General features: G+C 60.9%; 14 protein-coding genes. 8 read left to right on the forward strand and 6 right to left on the reverse strand.

What is annotated here, in order from left to right; translation table 11 throughout:
- The 5 genes from Q4P21_RS13075 to gcvT all read right to left on the reverse strand — a co-directional run bounded on the left by Q4P21_RS13075 (position 1) and on the right by gcvT (position 6,677).
- A complete protein-coding gene (locus tag Q4P21_RS13075) occupies positions 1 to 1,281 on the reverse strand; it encodes an RNA polymerase sigma factor (RefSeq protein ID WP_303389195.1) in 1,281 nt (426 codons plus the stop codon).
- 308 nt (positions 1,282 to 1,589) lie between these two features.
- Positions 1,590 to 2,939, reverse strand: coding sequence for a DUF4192 domain-containing protein (locus Q4P21_RS13080; RefSeq protein WP_303389196.1), 1,350 nt, complete (start codon positions 2,937 to 2,939; stop codon positions 1,590 to 1,592).
- A 150-nt stretch (positions 2,940 to 3,089) separates the two neighbouring features.
- Positions 3,090 to 4,448, reverse strand: a complete 1,359-nt coding sequence (locus Q4P21_RS13085) for a nitrate/nitrite transporter (protein ID WP_303389197.1) — start codon at positions 4,446 to 4,448, stop codon at positions 3,090 to 3,092.
- A gap of 24 nt (positions 4,449 to 4,472) precedes the next feature.
- Positions 4,473 to 5,432 (reverse strand): proteasome assembly chaperone family protein, encoded by a 960-nt coding sequence (locus Q4P21_RS13090; protein WP_303389198.1) that lies wholly within the window; start codon positions 5,430 to 5,432, stop codon positions 4,473 to 4,475.
- A gap of 111 nt (positions 5,433 to 5,543) precedes the next feature.
- Entirely contained in the window at positions 5,544 to 6,677 is a 1,134-nt protein-coding gene (gene gcvT, locus Q4P21_RS13095) for a glycine cleavage system aminomethyltransferase GcvT (RefSeq protein ID WP_303389199.1), read from the reverse strand.
- Between the two features lie 158 nt (positions 6,678 to 6,835).
- Between gcvT and Q4P21_RS13100 the strand changes: the two genes are divergently transcribed.
- From Q4P21_RS13100 to Q4P21_RS13120, 5 genes are all read left to right on the forward strand, one after another.
- A complete protein-coding gene (locus tag Q4P21_RS13100) occupies positions 6,836 to 8,359 on the forward strand; it encodes a leucyl aminopeptidase (protein WP_303389200.1) in 1,524 nt (507 codons plus the stop codon).
- A 261-nt stretch (positions 8,360 to 8,620) separates the two neighbouring features.
- A complete protein-coding gene (lpdA, locus tag Q4P21_RS13105) occupies positions 8,621 to 10,003 on the forward strand; it encodes a dihydrolipoyl dehydrogenase (protein ID WP_303389201.1) in 1,383 nt (460 codons plus the stop codon).
- A 127-nt stretch (positions 10,004 to 10,130) separates the two neighbouring features.
- Positions 10,131 to 11,798, forward strand: a complete 1,668-nt coding sequence (gene sucB / locus Q4P21_RS13110; RefSeq protein ID WP_303389202.1) for a 2-oxoglutarate dehydrogenase, E2 component, dihydrolipoamide succinyltransferase — start codon at positions 10,131 to 10,133, stop codon at positions 11,796 to 11,798.
- Between the two features lie 157 nt (positions 11,799 to 11,955).
- On the forward strand, positions 11,956 to 12,306 hold the full coding sequence (locus Q4P21_RS13115; RefSeq protein ID WP_303389203.1) for a hypothetical protein: 351 nt from the start codon (positions 11,956 to 11,958) through the stop codon (positions 12,304 to 12,306).
- Between the two features lie 193 nt (positions 12,307 to 12,499).
- Positions 12,500 to 12,928: an OsmC family peroxiredoxin gene (locus Q4P21_RS13120; protein WP_303389204.1), complete on the forward strand. Its 429-nt coding sequence runs from the start codon at positions 12,500 to 12,502 to the stop codon at positions 12,926 to 12,928.
- A gap of 80 nt (positions 12,929 to 13,008) precedes the next feature.
- On the opposite strand, the gene Q4P21_RS13125 is transcribed toward Q4P21_RS13120, so the two are convergent.
- On the reverse strand, positions 13,009 to 14,739 hold the full coding sequence (locus Q4P21_RS13125; RefSeq protein WP_303389205.1) for a serine/threonine-protein kinase: 1,731 nt from the start codon (positions 14,737 to 14,739) through the stop codon (positions 13,009 to 13,011).
- A 90-nt stretch (positions 14,740 to 14,829) separates the two neighbouring features.
- Between Q4P21_RS13125 and lipB the strand changes: the two genes are divergently transcribed.
- The 3 genes from lipB to Q4P21_RS13140 all read left to right on the forward strand — a co-directional run bounded on the left by lipB (position 14,830) and on the right by Q4P21_RS13140 (position 17,413).
- Entirely contained in the window at positions 14,830 to 15,567 is a 738-nt protein-coding gene (lipB, locus tag Q4P21_RS13130) for a lipoyl(octanoyl) transferase LipB (RefSeq protein WP_303389208.1), read from the forward strand.
- Positions 15,564 to 16,580, forward strand: coding sequence for a lipoyl synthase (gene lipA, locus Q4P21_RS13135; RefSeq protein WP_303389206.1), 1,017 nt, complete (start codon positions 15,564 to 15,566; stop codon positions 16,578 to 16,580). Before lipB ends, lipA begins: the two co-directional genes overlap by 4 nt.
- A gap of 62 nt (positions 16,581 to 16,642) precedes the next feature.
- Complete coding sequence (locus tag Q4P21_RS13140) at positions 16,643 to 17,413, forward strand: DUF4191 domain-containing protein (protein ID WP_303389207.1); 771 nt, start codon at positions 16,643 to 16,645, stop codon at positions 17,411 to 17,413.
- Positions 17,414 to 17,462 lie beyond the last annotated feature (49 nt).

The raw sequence follows: 17,462 nt of genomic DNA on the forward strand, positions 1-17,462 counted from the left end.
CTAGTCCAGGTAGTCCCGCAGCACCTGTGATCGCGAAGGATGGCGCAGCTTGGACATGGTTTTGGATTCGATCTGTCGGATGCGCTCGCGCGTGACTCCGTAGACCTTGCCAATTTCGTCTAAAGTCTTGGGCTGTCCATCGGTCAAACCAAAGCGCATGGCGACAACACCGGCTTCACGTTCGGAGAGCGTATCCAATACCGAATGCAGTTGTTCCTGCAACAGGGTGAAGGACACGGCATCGGCCGGCACAACAGCTTCGGAGTCTTCAATCAAGTCGCCGAACTCAGAGTCTCCGTCTTCACCCAGGGGTGTGTGCAGGGAGATGGGCTCGCGGCCGTACTTCTGGACTTCAACTACCTTTTCAGGAGTCATGTCCAATTCCTTGGCCAACTCTTCAGGTGTGGGTTCGCGGCCAAGGTCCTGAAGCATTTGGCGCTGGACACGTGCCAGCTTGTTGATGACTTCAACCATGTGCACGGGGATGCGGATGGTCCGTGCCTGGTCAGCCATGGCGCGGGTGATCGCCTGACGGATCCACCATGTGGCGTAGGTGGAGAACTTGAAACCCTTGGTGTAGTCGAACTTCTCAACCGCACGGATCAGGCCCAAGTTGCCTTCCTGGATCAAGTCAAGGAAGAGCATGCCGCGTCCGGTGTAGCGCTTGGCCAAGGACACGACCAGGCGCAGGTTGGCCTCAAGCAGGTGGTTCTTGGCGCGCCCGCCGTCGTGCACAATGCGTTCGAGATCGCGTTTGAGCTGATCGTCCATCTTGTCGCTGATGGTGTCGAGCTTTTCCTTCGCGAACAGGCCAGCTTCGATGCGCAGGGCAAGGTCCACTTCTTGTTCAGCGTTGAGCAGCGCCACCTTGCCGATTTGTTTCAGGTAGTCCTTGACGGGGTCAGCGGTTGCACCGGCTGACATGACCTGCTGGACAGGGGCGTCGTCATCGTCCGAGTCGGAGTAGACGAAGCCTGTTCCTGTGGCGACGGGGCGTTCCGGCTTGGCGTCGTCCTGATCTTCGTCCTCGACAGCAGCGTCAGCTGCAGGCTCTTCCTCTTCTTTGGCTTTGCCGCGTCGTGTGGCGGGGGCCTTCTTGGCGGCTGGTTTAGTCGCTGCGGCATCGGGTGCTTCTTCACCAGCGGCGGCGGCAGCCTCAGCCTTCTTCCTAGCGATCGTGGCAGCGCGCTTCTGCGCGGGTGTCAGCGGCATGGCGGCTGAAGATGCGGGGTCCTCGATCTCCTTGGTTGTGGAGACTTTGCTCTTGGCAGTAGCAGACACAGAAAACCTTTCTTACGGCGGTCTGTGGAGTTACCGTCGGGCAACACCACTATGACCCTGTCAAGTCCATGTTGCTTGGCGCATCACATTTGCTTGGAGGGTCACAGTGTATAACTCACTGCGCGGCGGCTTTGTTCCCACCGGTCTGGAAACTTCTTCCAGTCCCTCTTACTCAAAATCTGTCAATGCATCAACATGGACCCCACCGGGTCTTGTCCTCTAGTGTCTCACGGTTTTCCCGCTGATTCATGCGTGCCCCGCCTCAGCGGCGGGTTGGCCTTTGCAATAATGATCACAGCCCCGACGCGTCAGGCAGCTTCGTCCGCACAGTAGCCGTGCCACGCCGTCACGGGGTTCTTAGCGCACTCCGCGATGTGTCCCACGGTTAGCAGTTCATCAAGCAGGACAGCCAACCGGTAGCCAGGATGGTGACGCAGGCAGGCCTGAAAGTAGTGCCCCGCCCATGTACCCCTCCCCTTGCACCATTGGATCCAGCCGAGCAGACACAGCACTGGTGCTTTGTCGGCAGAGTCAGTCGATCCCGCGAGGAACTGCAACAGGGGTTCGGCACGGTCCAGCCGTACCCAGTCCGGTCCAGCCAACTCGGCACCGCCCACCAAGCTCTCCAAGGCGCCAATGTCCCCTACCGTGCCTGTTGCCTCAATGCCTGTTGTCTCAATCTCGCCCACCAGGACCCTGCCAAAGTCATGGGTTGCCCGCATCAGCTCGGCTCTGGACATGGACTTGAGTACTTCGTCCAGGACAATTTCTTCTTTTTTGGGTTCATCTTCTGCGGCATGCTTGCAATCACCACACGGCAGCACCACTCCGCCAGCCACTGACTGTGCTGCTTCCGGTGTGAGCAGTCCCAGCCCAGCCGCTCCAGCCAATGACCACTGTGGTGATGTCGCCAATGCCACGATCACCGCATCTCGAACGGTTGCGTCGGCCAAGGACGCCAAAAGGTAGGAAGTAAGGACCGGACTGGGCGTTTTCGGCCAGTCCTGTAAGGCGTTTTCCCAAGTACCGAGACTGATGCCGATTTGCCGCTGCCCATCTCCGTGCACTGCGAGGGCTTCCTTGAGCGCTGTTCCAGCGGCGGTGACTGAAGCTGCGAACTCTGCATCTCGAAGGCCCGTCAACTGCTGAATTTGTGCCTTCGGATTATCCCTGACGATGCTTCCCCGGAAAATGAACTCCGCATTGACGAAACTTTCCTTGATGGAGGCAATGCCCTTGCCCGGCCACGGGCAGCACCTCCCATCCACGCATTCCAGGCTGCGCCAGTATTCCGGCCCCACGTACCAGGCGTCCTTGACAGGGATTCCGACGGCGGCAAAGGCCTCCCGGAAACCGCGGTAGGTCTCGGAATGGGGCAGCTCATTTGCCTGCACCCAATCATGTTCCCCGAAGATGGCCAGCAGACAACCGTCGGCATCTGCGTCGCTGGCCAATTGTCCGGCGGCTATCTGCGCAAAATAGTCTGGATCCTCGGTATTCAGCGGTGGTAGGTCCAGCCGCATAGTGGCTCGAAGACGCTTGCCCTGCATCCCAATGCAGACAATGCTGTTCTCCGGCCAGTACCCCACAATATGGGGGATGAAGGCCAAGAGGTCTTCCCCGGCACTGACGCTTATTTTCTCTGGTTGTTTTCCCATGCCTCAAGGCTGCTGCCGGACAGGCACGCAAAACAGAGCGTTAAGGCAAAACCGTCATATCTGTGGATAACAGGGGCCTGCTTCGGCATGTTCGAGTCGTGAGATTTTCACAGCAGGGCCCACTACCTCATGCCAACGGGCGCAGACTAACTACCGTTTACGTGATTGGCGTTCTTCTCGTTGTTCTTGGCGGTATTGCAGACGACGGCGACGACTGTCTGCAACGACTTCACGCCACGGCGGCACGCGCTCCCCCAGCTCGGCCATACTGGCTCGGACCTTGCGCCGCAGCAGCACTACGGCAACCACCCCGATGCCCAGCACCAGGAATTGGAAGGAGAACGCAACGCGGAAGGCATCCAGGGAGTAGAGCCCGTCGGAGGAGAAACCCGCACCGTTCAGCAAATCAAGGATCAAGCCAATCATGTACATGGTCACCAGAGCTGCAAAGAAGCCGCCCACATTCACAATGCCTGTGGCCGTGCCAATCTTGTGGGACGGATTGAATGTCCTGGCAAAGTCAAAGCCGATCATCGAGGCCGGGCCGCCCAAAGCGAGAACCAAGACCAACACCACCAGTAACCACAGCGGCGAAGGGCCCGGCTGCAACAACACGACCGCCCACGCGGCAATGGTGATACCAGCCACCGCAAGTACAAGGGTGGAACGACGCAGCGGGTGCCTGCCCACCCAACTGCCCAAGAACGGACCGCAGACAAGTCCAACCACCACAAACAAGCTCAACAAGACGCTGGCCGTTGCCGGACTCAGACCCTGTCCGGATACCAGGAACGGGTAGCCCCACGTCAGCACAAACACGTTGCCGGCAAACTGCGTCGCAAAGTGGCTCCACATGCCAAGTCGAGTGCCGGGTTGCCGCCAAGCGGTGGCTAAGTCAGTCCAGGTGTCCTTGAGCCCCGTCGCAACGAGGGGCGTCATCGTCCCCGCTGGCGCATTGCGCAACAGCGAAGCCGCCAAAATGCACGCCAGCACACCCAAGCCTGCCAACCCCACAAACGCCGGGCTCCACCCTGCATTGTGCAGCACAAAGGCAAAAGGGGCGATGCTGATGAGCTGGCCAAATTGACCAAGCTGACCAGTCATCTGAGTCAGCACGGGCACCTTGCGGGGTGGGAACCAAAAAGGGATGAGCCGGATCACGGCAATGAACGTCATGGCGTCCCCTGCCCCGACAAACACCCTGCCCACCACACCGGCTGGAACGGAGGTGGCGGCGGCAAGCTGCAACTGACCCACGGCCATCAACGCAGCGCCGGTGGCGATCATGACCCGTGGGCCGAACCTGTCCACCAAGACGCCAACGGGAATCTGCAAGCCGGCATACACCACCAACTGTATGACGGTGAATGCGGACAGGGCCGACGCCGACGCGTCAAAGCGGTCCGTGGCAACAAGCCCGGCAACACCGAACGATGTTCGCTGTGTCACCGCAATCAGGTAGGCAAAAACACCGACACCCCACACCAACCACGCACGTCTACTGTTCACTGGCACAGTTTATGCCAGCTCAGGCTAGGACAGTTGCGCACCGTCCTGCGGTCCGGCGTCACGGCTGGCCAAATATGCCTCGACAGCAGCACCCAGTTCATCGGCGTCGGGCAACTCGTCGTTGTCCCCGGCCAGCAGTGAACGGCGTGCAGTGCCTTCGGTGTGCTCGTCGTATTGCTTCTCAAGGTTCGTCACCACACTGGCAACTTCACTGGAACCTTCAACCTGCTCCGTAATTTGGCGTTCAACAGCCCGTCCAGCCTCCCGCAGCCGTTCACTGGGCAGCATCAAGGACAGGGCAGCACCCAGGTATTCAAGCCCGGCAACGGCGGCCAGCGGGTATTCGGCGTCGGAGAGGTAGTGCGGCACATGGATTGCATAGCCCACCACATTCCGTCCGGCCGCGTCCAACCTGACCTCCAGAAGATGGCCGATCGCTGCCAGGATGTCCAGGGTGGTCTTCCACGCTGAAATGCCCTCGATCAGATCCGGCCGGTTCCCGTGCACCGTGGCACCAATGGGCCGGGTATGTGGGACGGGCATCGGCACCGAATGCACCCATGCAACCAGATTCACATCAAAACGCTCAACCAGGCCCAGCACGGCGCGGCTGAAACGCTCCCACTGCAGGTCCGGTTCCTGTCCCGTGAGGAACAGGAACGGGGTGCCAAGGGCATCGAACATGCGGTACAACACGAGCGACGGCGCGCGGTAGTCGCTGAGTTTGTCTTCGGCGAACGTAATGCGAGGCCGGCGCGAGCGGTAGTCTACGAGTTGGTCAACGTCAAAAACCGCCACGGCTTCCCCGGCCAGCTGGTCCTTGAGCTCGGCAGAGATCTGGCTGACCACATGGCCGGCATCAGCGAAGCCCGCAAAGGACATGAGCAGGTTCGCGCCCTTCAAATCCTCCGCGGCCAGCAGTTCTTCATTGAGGACATAGAGGGACTCGGGGTCGTGGAATGGGACGTACTCGTTGACATTCATGGTTTTCCTCAGCTGCTTGCGTTTCTAAACAGCACAACACTGCAAGCGTCCCTATCATTCCACGCAACAGGGCCGCCTGCGTGCAAAACCGACTCCTCAGTCCCTCGTGCGTCAGGCCTTGGTGCTGGCCTTTACAAAAGGGGGCTTGACCACATTCACGCCCAGGCGACGTCCGCGGATGTCCAGGGCCAGTGCTTGTCCGAGCTCAACAGCGGGGTCCACCAGGGCAAGTGCGACGCCGTTACCCAAGGTCGGTGAGAACGTCCCGGACGTCGTGTGGCCAACGATGTTCCCTTCAGCGTCAAGTACATTGACTCCGGCTCGCGGGACGCCGCGGTCGGTGGCCAGCAGCCCCACAGACTTGCGGGGGGCGCCGTCGGCCTTCTGCGCGGTGAGCACCTCCTTGCCCCAAAATACAGCCTTCTTCCAACCCACTGCCCAACCAATGCCAGCCTCTACCGGTGTGATCTCGGTGGAAAGTTCGTGCCCATGCAGGGCATATCCCATCTCGGTGCGCAGGGTGTCGCGGGCGCCAAGTCCGGCTGCCCGGCCGCCGGCGATTTCCACTGCAGCGGCAAGCGCCGCCCACACAGCGGCTGCGTCATCCCACCCAGGGACCACTTCGTAGCCGAGCTCACCTGTGTAACCGGTGCGGCACACCGTCAGCGCAACGTCCGCGCCGTTGATGTTGACGGTGGCATCCACAAATGACATGTAGTCGGCGGGCTGGGGCAGCCCCACGGCGGCCATGACAGTGTTGGCCAGCGGGCCTTGAACGGCAAAGACGCCAAAACTGCGGTGCAGATCCGTGATCTCCAGCTCGGCACCTTCGGCAGCGCGTGCAGCTTCCAGGGCTGCCACGACGGCGGCAGTATTGGCCGCATTGGGAATCAGGAACAGGTCATCCTCGCTGCGCATGTAGGCAATGAGGTCATCGGTGACCGTGCCACGGTCCGTCAGCGCCAGCGTGTACTGTGCGCTGCCGGGCTGGATCCGCTCCAAGTCGTTGGACAGGCAGCGGTTGGCAAAGGCAACGGCTCCCGCGCCTCGAATCTCGGCCTTGCCCAAGTGCGAGACGTCAAACAGGCCCACCGCGGTGCGCACCGCCGTGTGCTCGGCAACCACGCCGCCGCCGTCGTACTGCAGCGGCATCAACCAGCCGCCAAACTCAGCCATCTTCGCGCCGTGGTCAACATGCCACTGGTGCAGGGGTCCGTGCAGGAGTTCTTCGCTCAATTCGCTCATGGCTCATACGGTACCGCAGGCAGGCGATGGGGCAACAGCCGCCAAACACCGAGCGCACACGTTCGAATCCACCAACTCACACATTCGCCCGTCGTTGGCGATACGATCGGAAGCAGTCATGACCGTCATCAACATTCCAACGTGAGGACAGTATTTCCGTGAGTTCAAAAGAAAGCATCAGCTTCCGAGTCATTGGCACAGATCTGGCCAAGACTTCATCCGACGCCCTCGTCATCGCCGTGAGCAAGGGAGAGGACGGACCAGTCCTGTTGGATGCGCCCTTGTCCGCCGCGGCCCTCGCCTCACTCAAGGCTTCGCTGCCCGCCTTGGGCGTCACCGGTGCGGCCGATCAGGTGGTGCGCCTGCCCGGGCTGCCGGACACTGGCGCCAGCATCCTGGTTTTGGCCGGCATCGGGGCAGTGAAGGGCGATGCCCCCAGCGAGGAGGCCCTGCGCCGCACAGCCGGTGCGGCAATCCGCCAGCTGGCCGGGATCAAGCATGTGCTGTTTGCCGTGCCGACGACGACGGTCACCCAGGTTGCAGCGTTGGCCGAAGGTGCCGCGCTGGGCGCGTACCAATACGCCAGCCTGCACTCCAGCACGAAGGGCCGGAAGGATCCGGTAGCCAAGGTCACGATCCATTCCACTCAAGCGAAGGATCCGGAACTGGCGGCAGCCTTGGAACGCGCCACAGTCGTGGCCAAGGCCGTCAACGCCACACGCACCCTGGTGAACGAACCACCGAGCAAGCTGTATCCGGCAACCTTCGCCGATGCTGCCAGGGAACTGTCAAAGGGCTTGCCCGTCAAGGTCACGGTCTTTGACGAAAAACGACTCCTGAAGGACGGTTATGGCGGAATCATGGGCGTTGGACAGGGCTCCTCACGCCCCCCGCGCATGGTGAAGGTGGAGTACAAATCCGAGCGTGCAGTGGCTGACCTTGCCTTGGTTGGCAAGGGCATCACCTTTGACAGTGGCGGCATTTCCATCAAGCCGGGCGCCGGAATGATGACCATGAAGTGCGACATGGCAGGTGCGGCGGCCGTACTGAACTCCGTTTTGGCCGTTGCCGGACTGGGCCTGCCTGTCAATGTCACAGGCTGGTTGTGCATCGCTGAAAACATGCCCTCCGGCACGGCTATCCGCCCCTCCGACGTCCTGACCATGTTTGGCGGGAAAACCGTTGAAGTGCTGAACACCGACGCCGAGGGCCGCCTGGTCATGGCCGACGGCCTCGTCGCTGCCTCGCAGGAGTTCCCCGACGTGATCATCGACGTCGCCACGCTCACCGGAGCGCAGGTAGTGGCGCTGGGGCACCGCACGGCAGCAGTCATGGGCGATGACGGAGTCAGCGCCGCACTGAAGGCTGCAGCGGACAGGGCCGGCGAACTTCTCTGGCCCATGCCGCTCCCGGAGGAACTGCGCCCGTCGCTGGAATCCACCGTTGCGGACATGGCGAATATTGGCGAACGCATGGGCGGCATGATGACGGCCGCCGTGTTCCTGCAGGAGTTCATTGGCAAGGGCAAGGACGGCCAAACCATCCCGTGGGCGCACATGGACATTGCCGGACCCGCCTTCAATGAGGGAGCTCCGTACGGCTACACGCCCAAACAGGGGACCGGAATGGCAGTCCGCACCTTGGTGTCTTATGTGGAAGACGTGGTCGCCCGCAGCGCCTGATCTCAAACAAACCCCGTGCAGGCCCGGTTGCTCCGGGCCTGCACGGGCGTGGCTGGCAAAGTGAGTATGACCACATTCACGTTTAGTGTGACAAAGGTGTGGGTGTTGCATGGGTCAACTAACGTAAGGTAAGCGTTGAAAGTATTTGTCTTTGACCGGAAGAAGCGGCAATTCCTTGATGGAAAAGCTCGTTTCTCTCAATAATTGATGACATGGCGCACCATCAACAGGTGCGCAAACCTAACGCGAGGGAGCGTCTAAGTGGCCGAACAGGCAGCTGGGCAAGAATTCGATATTTTGGTTCTCGGCGGTGGCAGTGGCGGTTACGCTACAGCGCTGCGCGCGGTCCAACTGGGCATGACCGTTGGTCTGGTGGAGAAGGGCAAGTTGGGCGGCACCTGCCTGCACAACGGCTGTATCCCCACCAAGGCGCTCCTGCACGCAGCAGAAGTTGCAGACCTTGCGCGTGGTGGCTCCAGCATTGGCGTCAACAGCACGCTCGAGAGCATCGACCTGGTCGGTGTCAACAAGTACAAGGACGGCATTATTGCCGGCAAGTACAAGGGACTTCAGGGTCTCATCAAGGGCAAGGGCATCACCGTCATCGAAGGCGAAGGCCGCCTCACCGCAGCCAATACCGTCACCGTGAACGGTGTGAACTACACGGGCAAGAACCTTGTTCTGGCCACCGGTTCCTACTCCCGCAGCCTGCCCGGCCTGGAAATCGGCGGCAAGGTCATCACCTCCGACGAAGCACTGGGCATGACCGAGCTTCCCAAGAGCGCCATTGTCCTGGGTGGAGGTGTGATCGGCGTCGAATTCGCTTCAGTGTGGAAGTCCTTCGGCGTCGACGTCACCATCATCGAAGGCATGGCTTCATTGGTTCCCAACGAAGATGCCTCCATCATCAAGGTGCTTGAGCGCACATTCCGCAAGCGTGGCATCAAGTTCAACACCGGCACCTTCTTCCAGGGCGTGGAGCAGAACAACGACGGCGTCAAGGCCACCTTGGTTGACGGCAAGACGTTTGAAGCAGACCTCATGCTTGTGGCCGTGGGCCGCGGCCCGTCCACCGCAGGCTTGGGCTTTGAAGAAGCCGGCGTCACCATTGACCGCGGCTTCGTCATCACCAATGAGCGCTTGCACACCGGCGTTGGCAACATCTACGCCGTGGGCGACATTGTCCCCGGCATCCAGCTTGCACACCGCGGTTTCCAGCAGGGCATCTTCGTAGCCGAGGAAATTGCCGGCATGAACCCGGTCATCGTGGAAGACATCAACATCCCCAAGGTCACGTACTGCGACCCGGAGATTGCTTCCGTCGGCTTGAACGAAAAGCAGGCCAAGGAAAAATTTGGCGACGCCAACGTCGAGTCAACCGAATACAACCTGGCCGGCAACGGCAAGAGCGCCATCATCGGCACCGGCGGCATCATCAAGTTCGTCCGTGAAAAGGATGGCCCTGTTGTGGGTGTGCACATGATCGGCACGCACATCGGCGAGCAGATCGGTGAAGCCCAGCTCATCGTGAACTGGGAAGCCTACCCCGAGGACATCGCAGGCCTCATCCACGCCCACCCCACACAGAACGAAGCCCTGGGCGAAGCAGCAATGGCCTTGGCCGGACGCCCGCTCCACGGCTAGCAAGAATCTTTACTTAGTGCACCCGGCGCCCGCGCCGGGTGCACTAAGCTACAAAACATTACATAATTCATAGAATTTCGTAGCGATGCGCCAATGTGCACCGCACAAGAAGGAGAACGGGGACGAAATGTCTGAATCCGTGAACTTGCCCGCCTTGGGTGAAAGCGTCACCGAAGGTACCGTCACACGATGGTTGAAGCAGGTTGGGGACCGCGTCGAAGTCGACGAGCCCTTGCTGGAAGTTTCCACCGACAAGGTTGACACCGAAATCCCGTCACCCTTCGCTGGCATCCTGGAAGAAATCCTTGTACCCGAGGATGAGACCGCCGAAGTGGGTGCCCCCCTGTGCCGCATCGGTTCCGGCGAAGATGCCCCCGCAGCGGCTCCCGCGGCGCCCGCAGAAGCACCGGCCCCGGCAGCTGCTCCGGCACAGGCTCCCGCAGCGCCCGCCGCCGCACCGGCAGCAGCGGAAGCCGCACCGGCTGGCGACGCCCACGAACTGATTTTGCCTGCTCTGGGCGAATCAGTCACCGAAGGCACCGTCACGCGCTGGCTCAAGTCCGTGGGCGACACAGTTGAGGTTGACGAGCCGCTCCTGGAAGTTTCCACCGACAAGGTTGACACCGAGATCCCGTCCCCCGTGGCCGGAGTCCTGCTGGAAATCCGCGTCGCTGAAGACGAGACGGCAGAAGTTGGCGGCGTCTTGGCGTTGATCGGCTCCGAAGCTGCAGCAGCAGCCCCGGCCGCTACTCCGGCAGCACCGGCGGCAGCACCCGCACCGGCGGCAGCACCCGCTCCGGCAACAGCGGCAGCGCCGGCTGCAGCTCCGGCAGCCCCCGCACCGGCTGCAGCAGCTTCCGGCTCGGAGTCAAACTACGTGACCCCGCTGGTCCGCAAGCTCGCGAACCAGCACGGCGTTGACATCTCCTCCGTGACCGGCACCGGTGTTGGCGGACGCATCCGCAAGCAGGATGTAGTCGCCGCCGCAGAGGCAGCCAAGGCAGCCGCTCCGGCAGCCCCTGCAGCCTCGGCTCCGGCAGCCAAGTCGGCTTCCACCGTCGTACCGTCCTCCCTGCGCGGCACCACGGTCAAGGCACCGCGGATCCGCCAGGTCATCGCCCGTCGCATGCGCGAGTCGCTGGAAGCCTCCACGCAGCTCACGCAGGTGCACGAGATCGACATGACCCGCGTTGTGAAGCTGCGTGGCCGTGCCAAGGATGCCTTCGCGGCAACCAATGGCGCCAAGCTGACGTACTTGCCGTTCATCGCCAAGGCCGTGGCGGAGGCGCTGAAGCAGCACCCGTCCGTCAATGGTGAGTACAACGAGGAAACTCAGCAGATCACGTATCACAATGCCGAGCACCTGGCCTTTGCCGTGGACACTGACAAGGGCCTGCTGGTCCCTGTCGTGGCCAATGCAGGAGATCTGAACCTGGCTGGCTTGGCTACGAAGATCGCCGATGTTGCTGCCCGCACACGCAGCGGCAAGATCGGTCCGGATGAGCTCTCCGGCGGCACGTTCTCCATCACCAACATTGGAAGCGTCGGCGCCCTGTTCGACACTCCCATCATCAACCAGCCCAACGTTGCCATCCTGGGCACCGGTGCGATCGTCAAGCGCCCCATGGTTGTGGCCGACGCTGACGGGGGCGACACCATCGCCATCCGCCACATGATGTACCTGTGCCTGACGTACGACCACCGCCTGGTGGACGGCGCGGACGCCGGCCGCTTCCTGCAGACCTTGAAGGCCCGCTTGGAAGAGGGCGCGTTCGAGGCAGACCTGGGCCTGTAATAATCCCGGTTCGCTGATTCAGTGAACGTTCGACGGCGGCTGGTGGCTTGAGCAATCAAGTCAGCAGCCGTCGTCGTTTTTTTGCTCCACTGTTATTTGTGCCACAATACGCAACCCCATTTAGACACTGTGTCACCAAGTTGCGTAAGCTGGCGCAATGGACTTTTTACGCTTAGTGCTCATATTTCTACATATTCTTGGTGCAGCCGCGATCGTGGGCGGCTGGCTCGCCGCCTTCAAAACGCCCACCGTCACCCAGTGGCAGTGGATTGGCGCGCTGGTGCAGCTGATCACCGGCTTGTTGCTGGTTGGCCTGGCTGAAATGGGCGGTGGCGGCATCAACAACTTCAAGATCGCCGTGAAGCTTCTCATCGCCTTGGTTGTTGTCGTGGCGGCCTTCATTGGCCGTCGCAAGGTCAAGAACGGCCAGGACGTACCGAAGGGATTGGCTCACGCTGTTGGCGGCATGGCGTTCATCAACATTGCTGTGGCTGTCTTCTGGGTCTAACAGCTTTCCGGCTACCTTAGTGAGGTTCCGCCGCCGCAAAAAGGCACTTTCATTTTCCATCAGGTGGATTATTTCCCTGGCTTCCGGACGTGAAAGTGTCTTTTTACGTTTAAGGCATAGGCTTGAAGAGATGGTGCTGAGCTAGCGCACAGCAGATCGACATTGCCCCTCATTACGATTCATAGGAGTGAACATGGCTACAACTCGTAACGCCCACGCAGGCTGGGTAGGCGACCTTCCCACAGGTGCCGGACAGGTCACCCTGGACAGCTCGGAAATTGGCAGCTTTGACATCACCTGGAAGGCACGCGCCGAAGCAGCCGAAGGCAAGACCAGCCCGGAAGAGCTGATCGCTGCCGCCCATGCATCATGCTTCGCCATGGCGTTCAGCCTCTTCCTTGGCGAAGAAGGCAAGGCCGCAGACTACGTGAACACTTCCGCAGCCGTGACCTTTGTCCCGGGGGCCGGCATCACCACAAGCCACTTGACCCTGGCCACCAAGATTCCCGGCATCAGCCAGGAAGACTTTGACCGTATCGCTGATGCAGCAAAGGCCGGTTGCCCGGTCTCTGCAGCGCTGGCCGGTGTGGAGATCACCCTCGAGGCAACTCTGGAGGCATAGTCCTGCACAGTTGCGACCAGCAAAGTCGTTGGTCTGGGTGGTGGCTGCTCTTGCAGCCACCACCCACTTCTTTAATCCGCCTACTTTTTTGCCCCGTCGTGTTCGTCCACGGCAAGTATTTGCTCGATCATCCACCGCCCGCCCGTCTTGGACATCACGATGCGCAATGCCTGCTGCTGTTCCGTCTCCTGCTGGTGAACCACGTTCCCGGAGGCATCCAGCTCCGCAAACGGGCTTGTGGCAACGGTGGCCTGCACGGTCATTTGAGGAGCACCGGCGTCGGCTTGCACAATCCCAGCTTGCACAATGCTCGTTTCGAGCCCGGTAAAGCTGTGACCGCGTTCCAGTAGGCTCGCCATGACGGCCGTGTCGGCTTCCCAGGCCGGGGAGCCTGGTACGTTGACTTTCTCCAACAAGTCACTATCCGCCGAAGACAGTGCGTATGAGCGCAACCATGCCAGCGCCGGCAGCGCTTCGAGAGCTGCCTCCTGCGCCAGACCATTTTGAATCTTCGCTGGCAACGCTGCCACCCAGGATGCCTCACTTGAATCCACCGTGCCAGGAGCGAACGTGGATGAGTGCTGGTCCTGCCCGGGTGGAGCCAGGGTACTGAAGCCTCCGCCTTGCGCAACATGAACCACTAAGACAAACAAACACAGCACCAGCGCGGCACCAGCAGCGAGCATTGCCGCACGTCGGCGAGGTCGAACGCGTACCCGAAGGCCCGCAGCGTGGCCCGCACCGCGGCCAGCATCTGATCCGTGGCCGTGCATGTGGCGTCGCGGCGTTGCTACCTCACTCCCCCACAGTTGCCCCATCCGCTTCCCCTCACGCTCAAGCCGTATCGCGTGCAGAGGCAGCCAGCGTGGCAGCGGCAGACGCGCCCACCACCGTCTACGCCGACGCGGCACACGCTTGCCACGCCGCTCTTTGGCGTCCTTCCGGGTCAGCAGTTCAGGCAGGACGCTTGGATGTACGGCATGGCCCAGCGCCACAGGCAGCGCGGTGGCACTGCGAAAGACTGCTTGGGCGAACGCGGCCGCCGTAGGGCGCAGTGCCGGGTCCTCGTTCAGCCCTGCTTCCAAGGCAGCCACCAACTCGTGGGGAACGTCCTGAAGGAGTGTTCCCAATGGCAGCCTGTCCCGCGTGCGCGGCGCAGCCCGCCCGGTCAATGCATACCAGCCCACGGACGCCAGTGCATACACGTCCGCGGCTGCATCCCGGTGAGTGTCATGACTACACGAAAAGCCTGGTGTCCCTGCCACCGATTCAGCGCCTTGGCCCAGGACCCGGCCAAACCCGAAGTCAGAAAGAAGTGGTTTGCCGGCTGAACTGAGCAAAACATTTCCTGGGGACACATCTCCATGCACAGCACCCCGGGCATGCAAGAACGCAAGCACCTGACCCATGGGTGTCAGGACCGTCACGGCCTCCCCCACTTCCAAGGTGCCCCTGGCACGCACCACTTGCTCCAGTGAACCTCCGCCCGCATGATCCATGAGAAGCACCTGTGACCCCAGGGAATCTCGTACAACACCGTGAACCGGGATGAGGTGGTCATGCCGGAACTGCGCCAGAACCCTCCACTCATGTGTGATCTGGCTATCATTATGACGGGGTGAAACCTCGTTTGTGTCCGCCCTCACTCCCCCTCCCACGGTGAGGATTTTAGCGGCAAGGCAGGCTCCGCCGTCGTCCGGGGCCAGGAGCCAGACACTCCCATTGGCCCCCTTCCCCAAGCAGCGTACGGCCCCGTAACCGGCCACCAGCGGCGGATGTTCGGTAGTTGCGGCGACTCCAACCTTGTCCATGTACCAGTTGTAGTCCGCTTTTTGATTTCCTGCGTCAAGTTATCCACAGGCATGAGATGAAATGTGAATTGTGATTTAGGTGTGGTTGCAATTTCCTCTAAAGTGACCTGTATGAATCTTGAGTTCTGCGATGTCGGATTTGCCCCTCATTTCATCGATTACAACGATGCTTGGGAGCAACAACGCCAGGTCCACGCCGATGTGGTTGCCGGCAAATCACCCCACACTGCCCTCTTGCTGGAACATGCGGCCGTTTACACGGCGGGAAAACGCACCGAAGACCACGAACGCCCCTTTGACGGCACACCGGTGATCAACGTTGACCGCGGTGGCAAGCTCACCTGGCACGGCCCCGGCCAGCTGGTCATGTATCCGATCGTGCGCCTGGCTGATGCCCACAGCATCCGCGCCTACGTCCACGCCCTGGAAGACATCATCATTGAGGTGCTGGAGCACTATGGTGTTGCCGGCGTTCGCGTGGATGGCCGGGCGGGCATTTGGTTGCTGGCCGACGGCAACGGCGGGGATCGCAAAATTGCCGCCATCGGTATCAGGGTCCATGAGGGCGTCACCATGCACGGCATTGCCATCAATGCCAACAACAGCCTCGCTCCGTATGCACAGATCATTGCCTGTGGCATTCAGGACGCTGGAATCACCACCCTGCAGGCCGAAACCGGCAAGGACATTTCCCCACAAGACCTCGTGCCGCTCGTCAAAGACGCCACTGCGCGTTTCCTTGCCCCGCTGATCGCCGAGACCCAGCCTGAACAGGCATCAACCACTGGTTTCGTGAAAGCGGCCCAGTCAGAAGGAGCACTGCTGTGACGTTGGCACCTGAAGGACGCAAGCTGTTGCGCATCGAGCAGCGTAATGCGGCGGTCCCCGTGGAACGCAAGCCTGAATGGATGAAGGCGAAGGTCTCCATGGGGCCCGAGTACATCGCCATGAAGAACCTGGTCAAAGGCCAGGGTCTGCACACCGTCTGCGAAGAAGCAGGCTGTCCGAACATTTTCGAATGTTGGGAAGACCGTGAGGCCACATTCCTCATTGGCGGTTCCGAGTGCACCCGTCGCTGCGACTTCTGCCAGATCGACACCGGCAAGCCCTCACCCATCGACATGTTCGAGCCCACCAAGGTTGCCAAGTCCGTCGTCAAGATGAACTTGCGCTACGCCACCGTCACAGGAGTTGCACGCGATGACCTCGAAGATGAGGGCGTCTGGCTCTACGCCGAGACCGTGCGGAAGATCCACGAACTGAACCCGAACACGGGTGTGGAACTGTTGATCCCCGACTTCTCCGGCAGGCCCGAGCACATCACGGCCATCTGTGACTCCAAACCCGAAGTCTTCGCCCACAACGTGGAGACCGTCCCTCGCATCTTCAAGCGCATCCGCCCGGCGTTCCGCTACGACCGCTCCCTCGATGTCATCACCCAGGGACGCAACCAGGGCATGGTCACCAAGTCCAACCTGATCTTGGGCATGGGTGAAACCCGTGCAGAAATCTCCCAAGCCCTGGTTGACCTGCATGAGGCCGGGACGGACCTGATAACGATCACCCAGTACCTGCGTCCCTCCGAACGCCACCTCCCCGTGGACCGCTGGGTTAAGCCGCAGGAATTCCTGGAACTCTCCCAAGAGGCCGAGGAAATTGGTTTCCTCGGCGTCATGAGCGGCCCGCTCGTTCGGTCTTCCTACCGGGCGGGACGCTTGTGGGCCACGGCCATGCGCAAAAAGGGCCTGGACATTCCTGAGCACTTGGCTCATATTGCCGAGGGGATCGAAGATTCTGGCACTACGCGTCAGGAAGCGGCTTCGCTCATCGCCGCACGGTAGCGCAACGGCCGGTAAGTTCGTACGCAACATTCCCGTCCAACACCCGCTAGAATTGAATTACTATGGCCAAAACCACTGACTCCGCACACAACAACGCTGACGAACCCAAGCGTTCCCTCTTTTCCCGCAGCCCCAAGGCGGAGAAGCCCAAAAAGACAAAGAAGCCCAGCCGCATCAAACAAATGGTGGACATCTTCAAGATGACCCGCCGCTACGACCCCATGGTCACATGGCTGATGCTCGGTGCCTTCTTCGGGCTGATCGCATTGTCACTTTTGGTGACGCTGCTGCTGTTCCCGGGCAACTGGCCCACTGGTCTGCTCATGGGCATTCCACTGGGTCTGCTGGGTGCACTGTTGATCATGTCGCGCCGCGCAGAGCGTGCAGCCTATTCACAGATCGAGGGCAAGGCTGGCGCCGCCGGTGCTGCCTTGGGCTCATTGAAGAAGGGCTGGATCTTCAACGAGCAGCCTGCCTCGGTTAACCCGCGCACGCAGGATGTAGTTTTCCGCGTCATCGGCAGGCCGGGCATTGTGCTGGTCACCGAAGGCCCCTCAAACCGAGTCAAGGGCCTTGTTGATGCGGAACGCCGCCGCATGAGCAGGATTCTTCCCAACGTCAAGGTCACGGTCATTGAGACCGGCAAGGCTGAAGGCCAAGTGCCGATCGCCAAGCTCACCAAGAAGTTGGGCAAGCTCAAGAACGAGCTGACAAAGGGTGAAGTTGGAGCTGTCAACAAGCGCATCTCCTCCATGGGCACCAAGCTGCCCATCCCCAAGGGCGTCGACCCCTACAAGGCGCGCCCTGACCGCAAGGCAGCACGCGGACGCTAAGCACACATGCAAAGAAGCCCGGTAGGATGACCTGCCGGGCTTCTTTGTG

Source organism: Arthrobacter sp. (assembly GCF_030540645.1).
Lineage (GTDB): Bacteria > Actinomycetota > Actinomycetes > Actinomycetales > Micrococcaceae > Specibacter.

What these genes read in the sequence shown, in the direction of transcription:
- Q4P21_RS13080 (WP_303389196.1), bottom strand. Translation starts at nt 2,939, where the DNA reads ATGGGAAAACAACCAGAGAAAATAAGCGTCAGTGCCGGGGAAGACCTC.
- Q4P21_RS13090 (WP_303389198.1), bottom strand. Translation starts at nt 5,432, where the DNA reads ATGAATGTCAACGAGTACGTCCCATTCCACGACCCCGAGTCCCTCTAT.
- gcvT (WP_303389199.1), bottom strand. Translation starts at nt 6,677, where the DNA reads ATGAGCGAATTGAGCGAAGAACTCCTGCACGGACCCCTGCACCAGTGG.
- sucB (WP_303389202.1), top strand. Translation starts at nt 10,131, where the DNA reads ATGTCTGAATCCGTGAACTTGCCCGCCTTGGGTGAAAGCGTCACCGAA.
- Q4P21_RS13115 (WP_303389203.1), top strand. Translation starts at nt 11,956, where the DNA reads ATGGACTTTTTACGCTTAGTGCTCATATTTCTACATATTCTTGGTGCA.
- Q4P21_RS13120 (WP_303389204.1), top strand. Translation starts at nt 12,500, where the DNA reads ATGGCTACAACTCGTAACGCCCACGCAGGCTGGGTAGGCGACCTTCCC.
- Q4P21_RS13125 (WP_303389205.1), bottom strand. Translation starts at nt 14,739, where the DNA reads ATGGACAAGGTTGGAGTCGCCGCAACTACCGAACATCCGCCGCTGGTG.
- Q4P21_RS13140 (WP_303389207.1), top strand. Translation starts at nt 16,643, where the DNA reads ATGGCCAAAACCACTGACTCCGCACACAACAACGCTGACGAACCCAAG.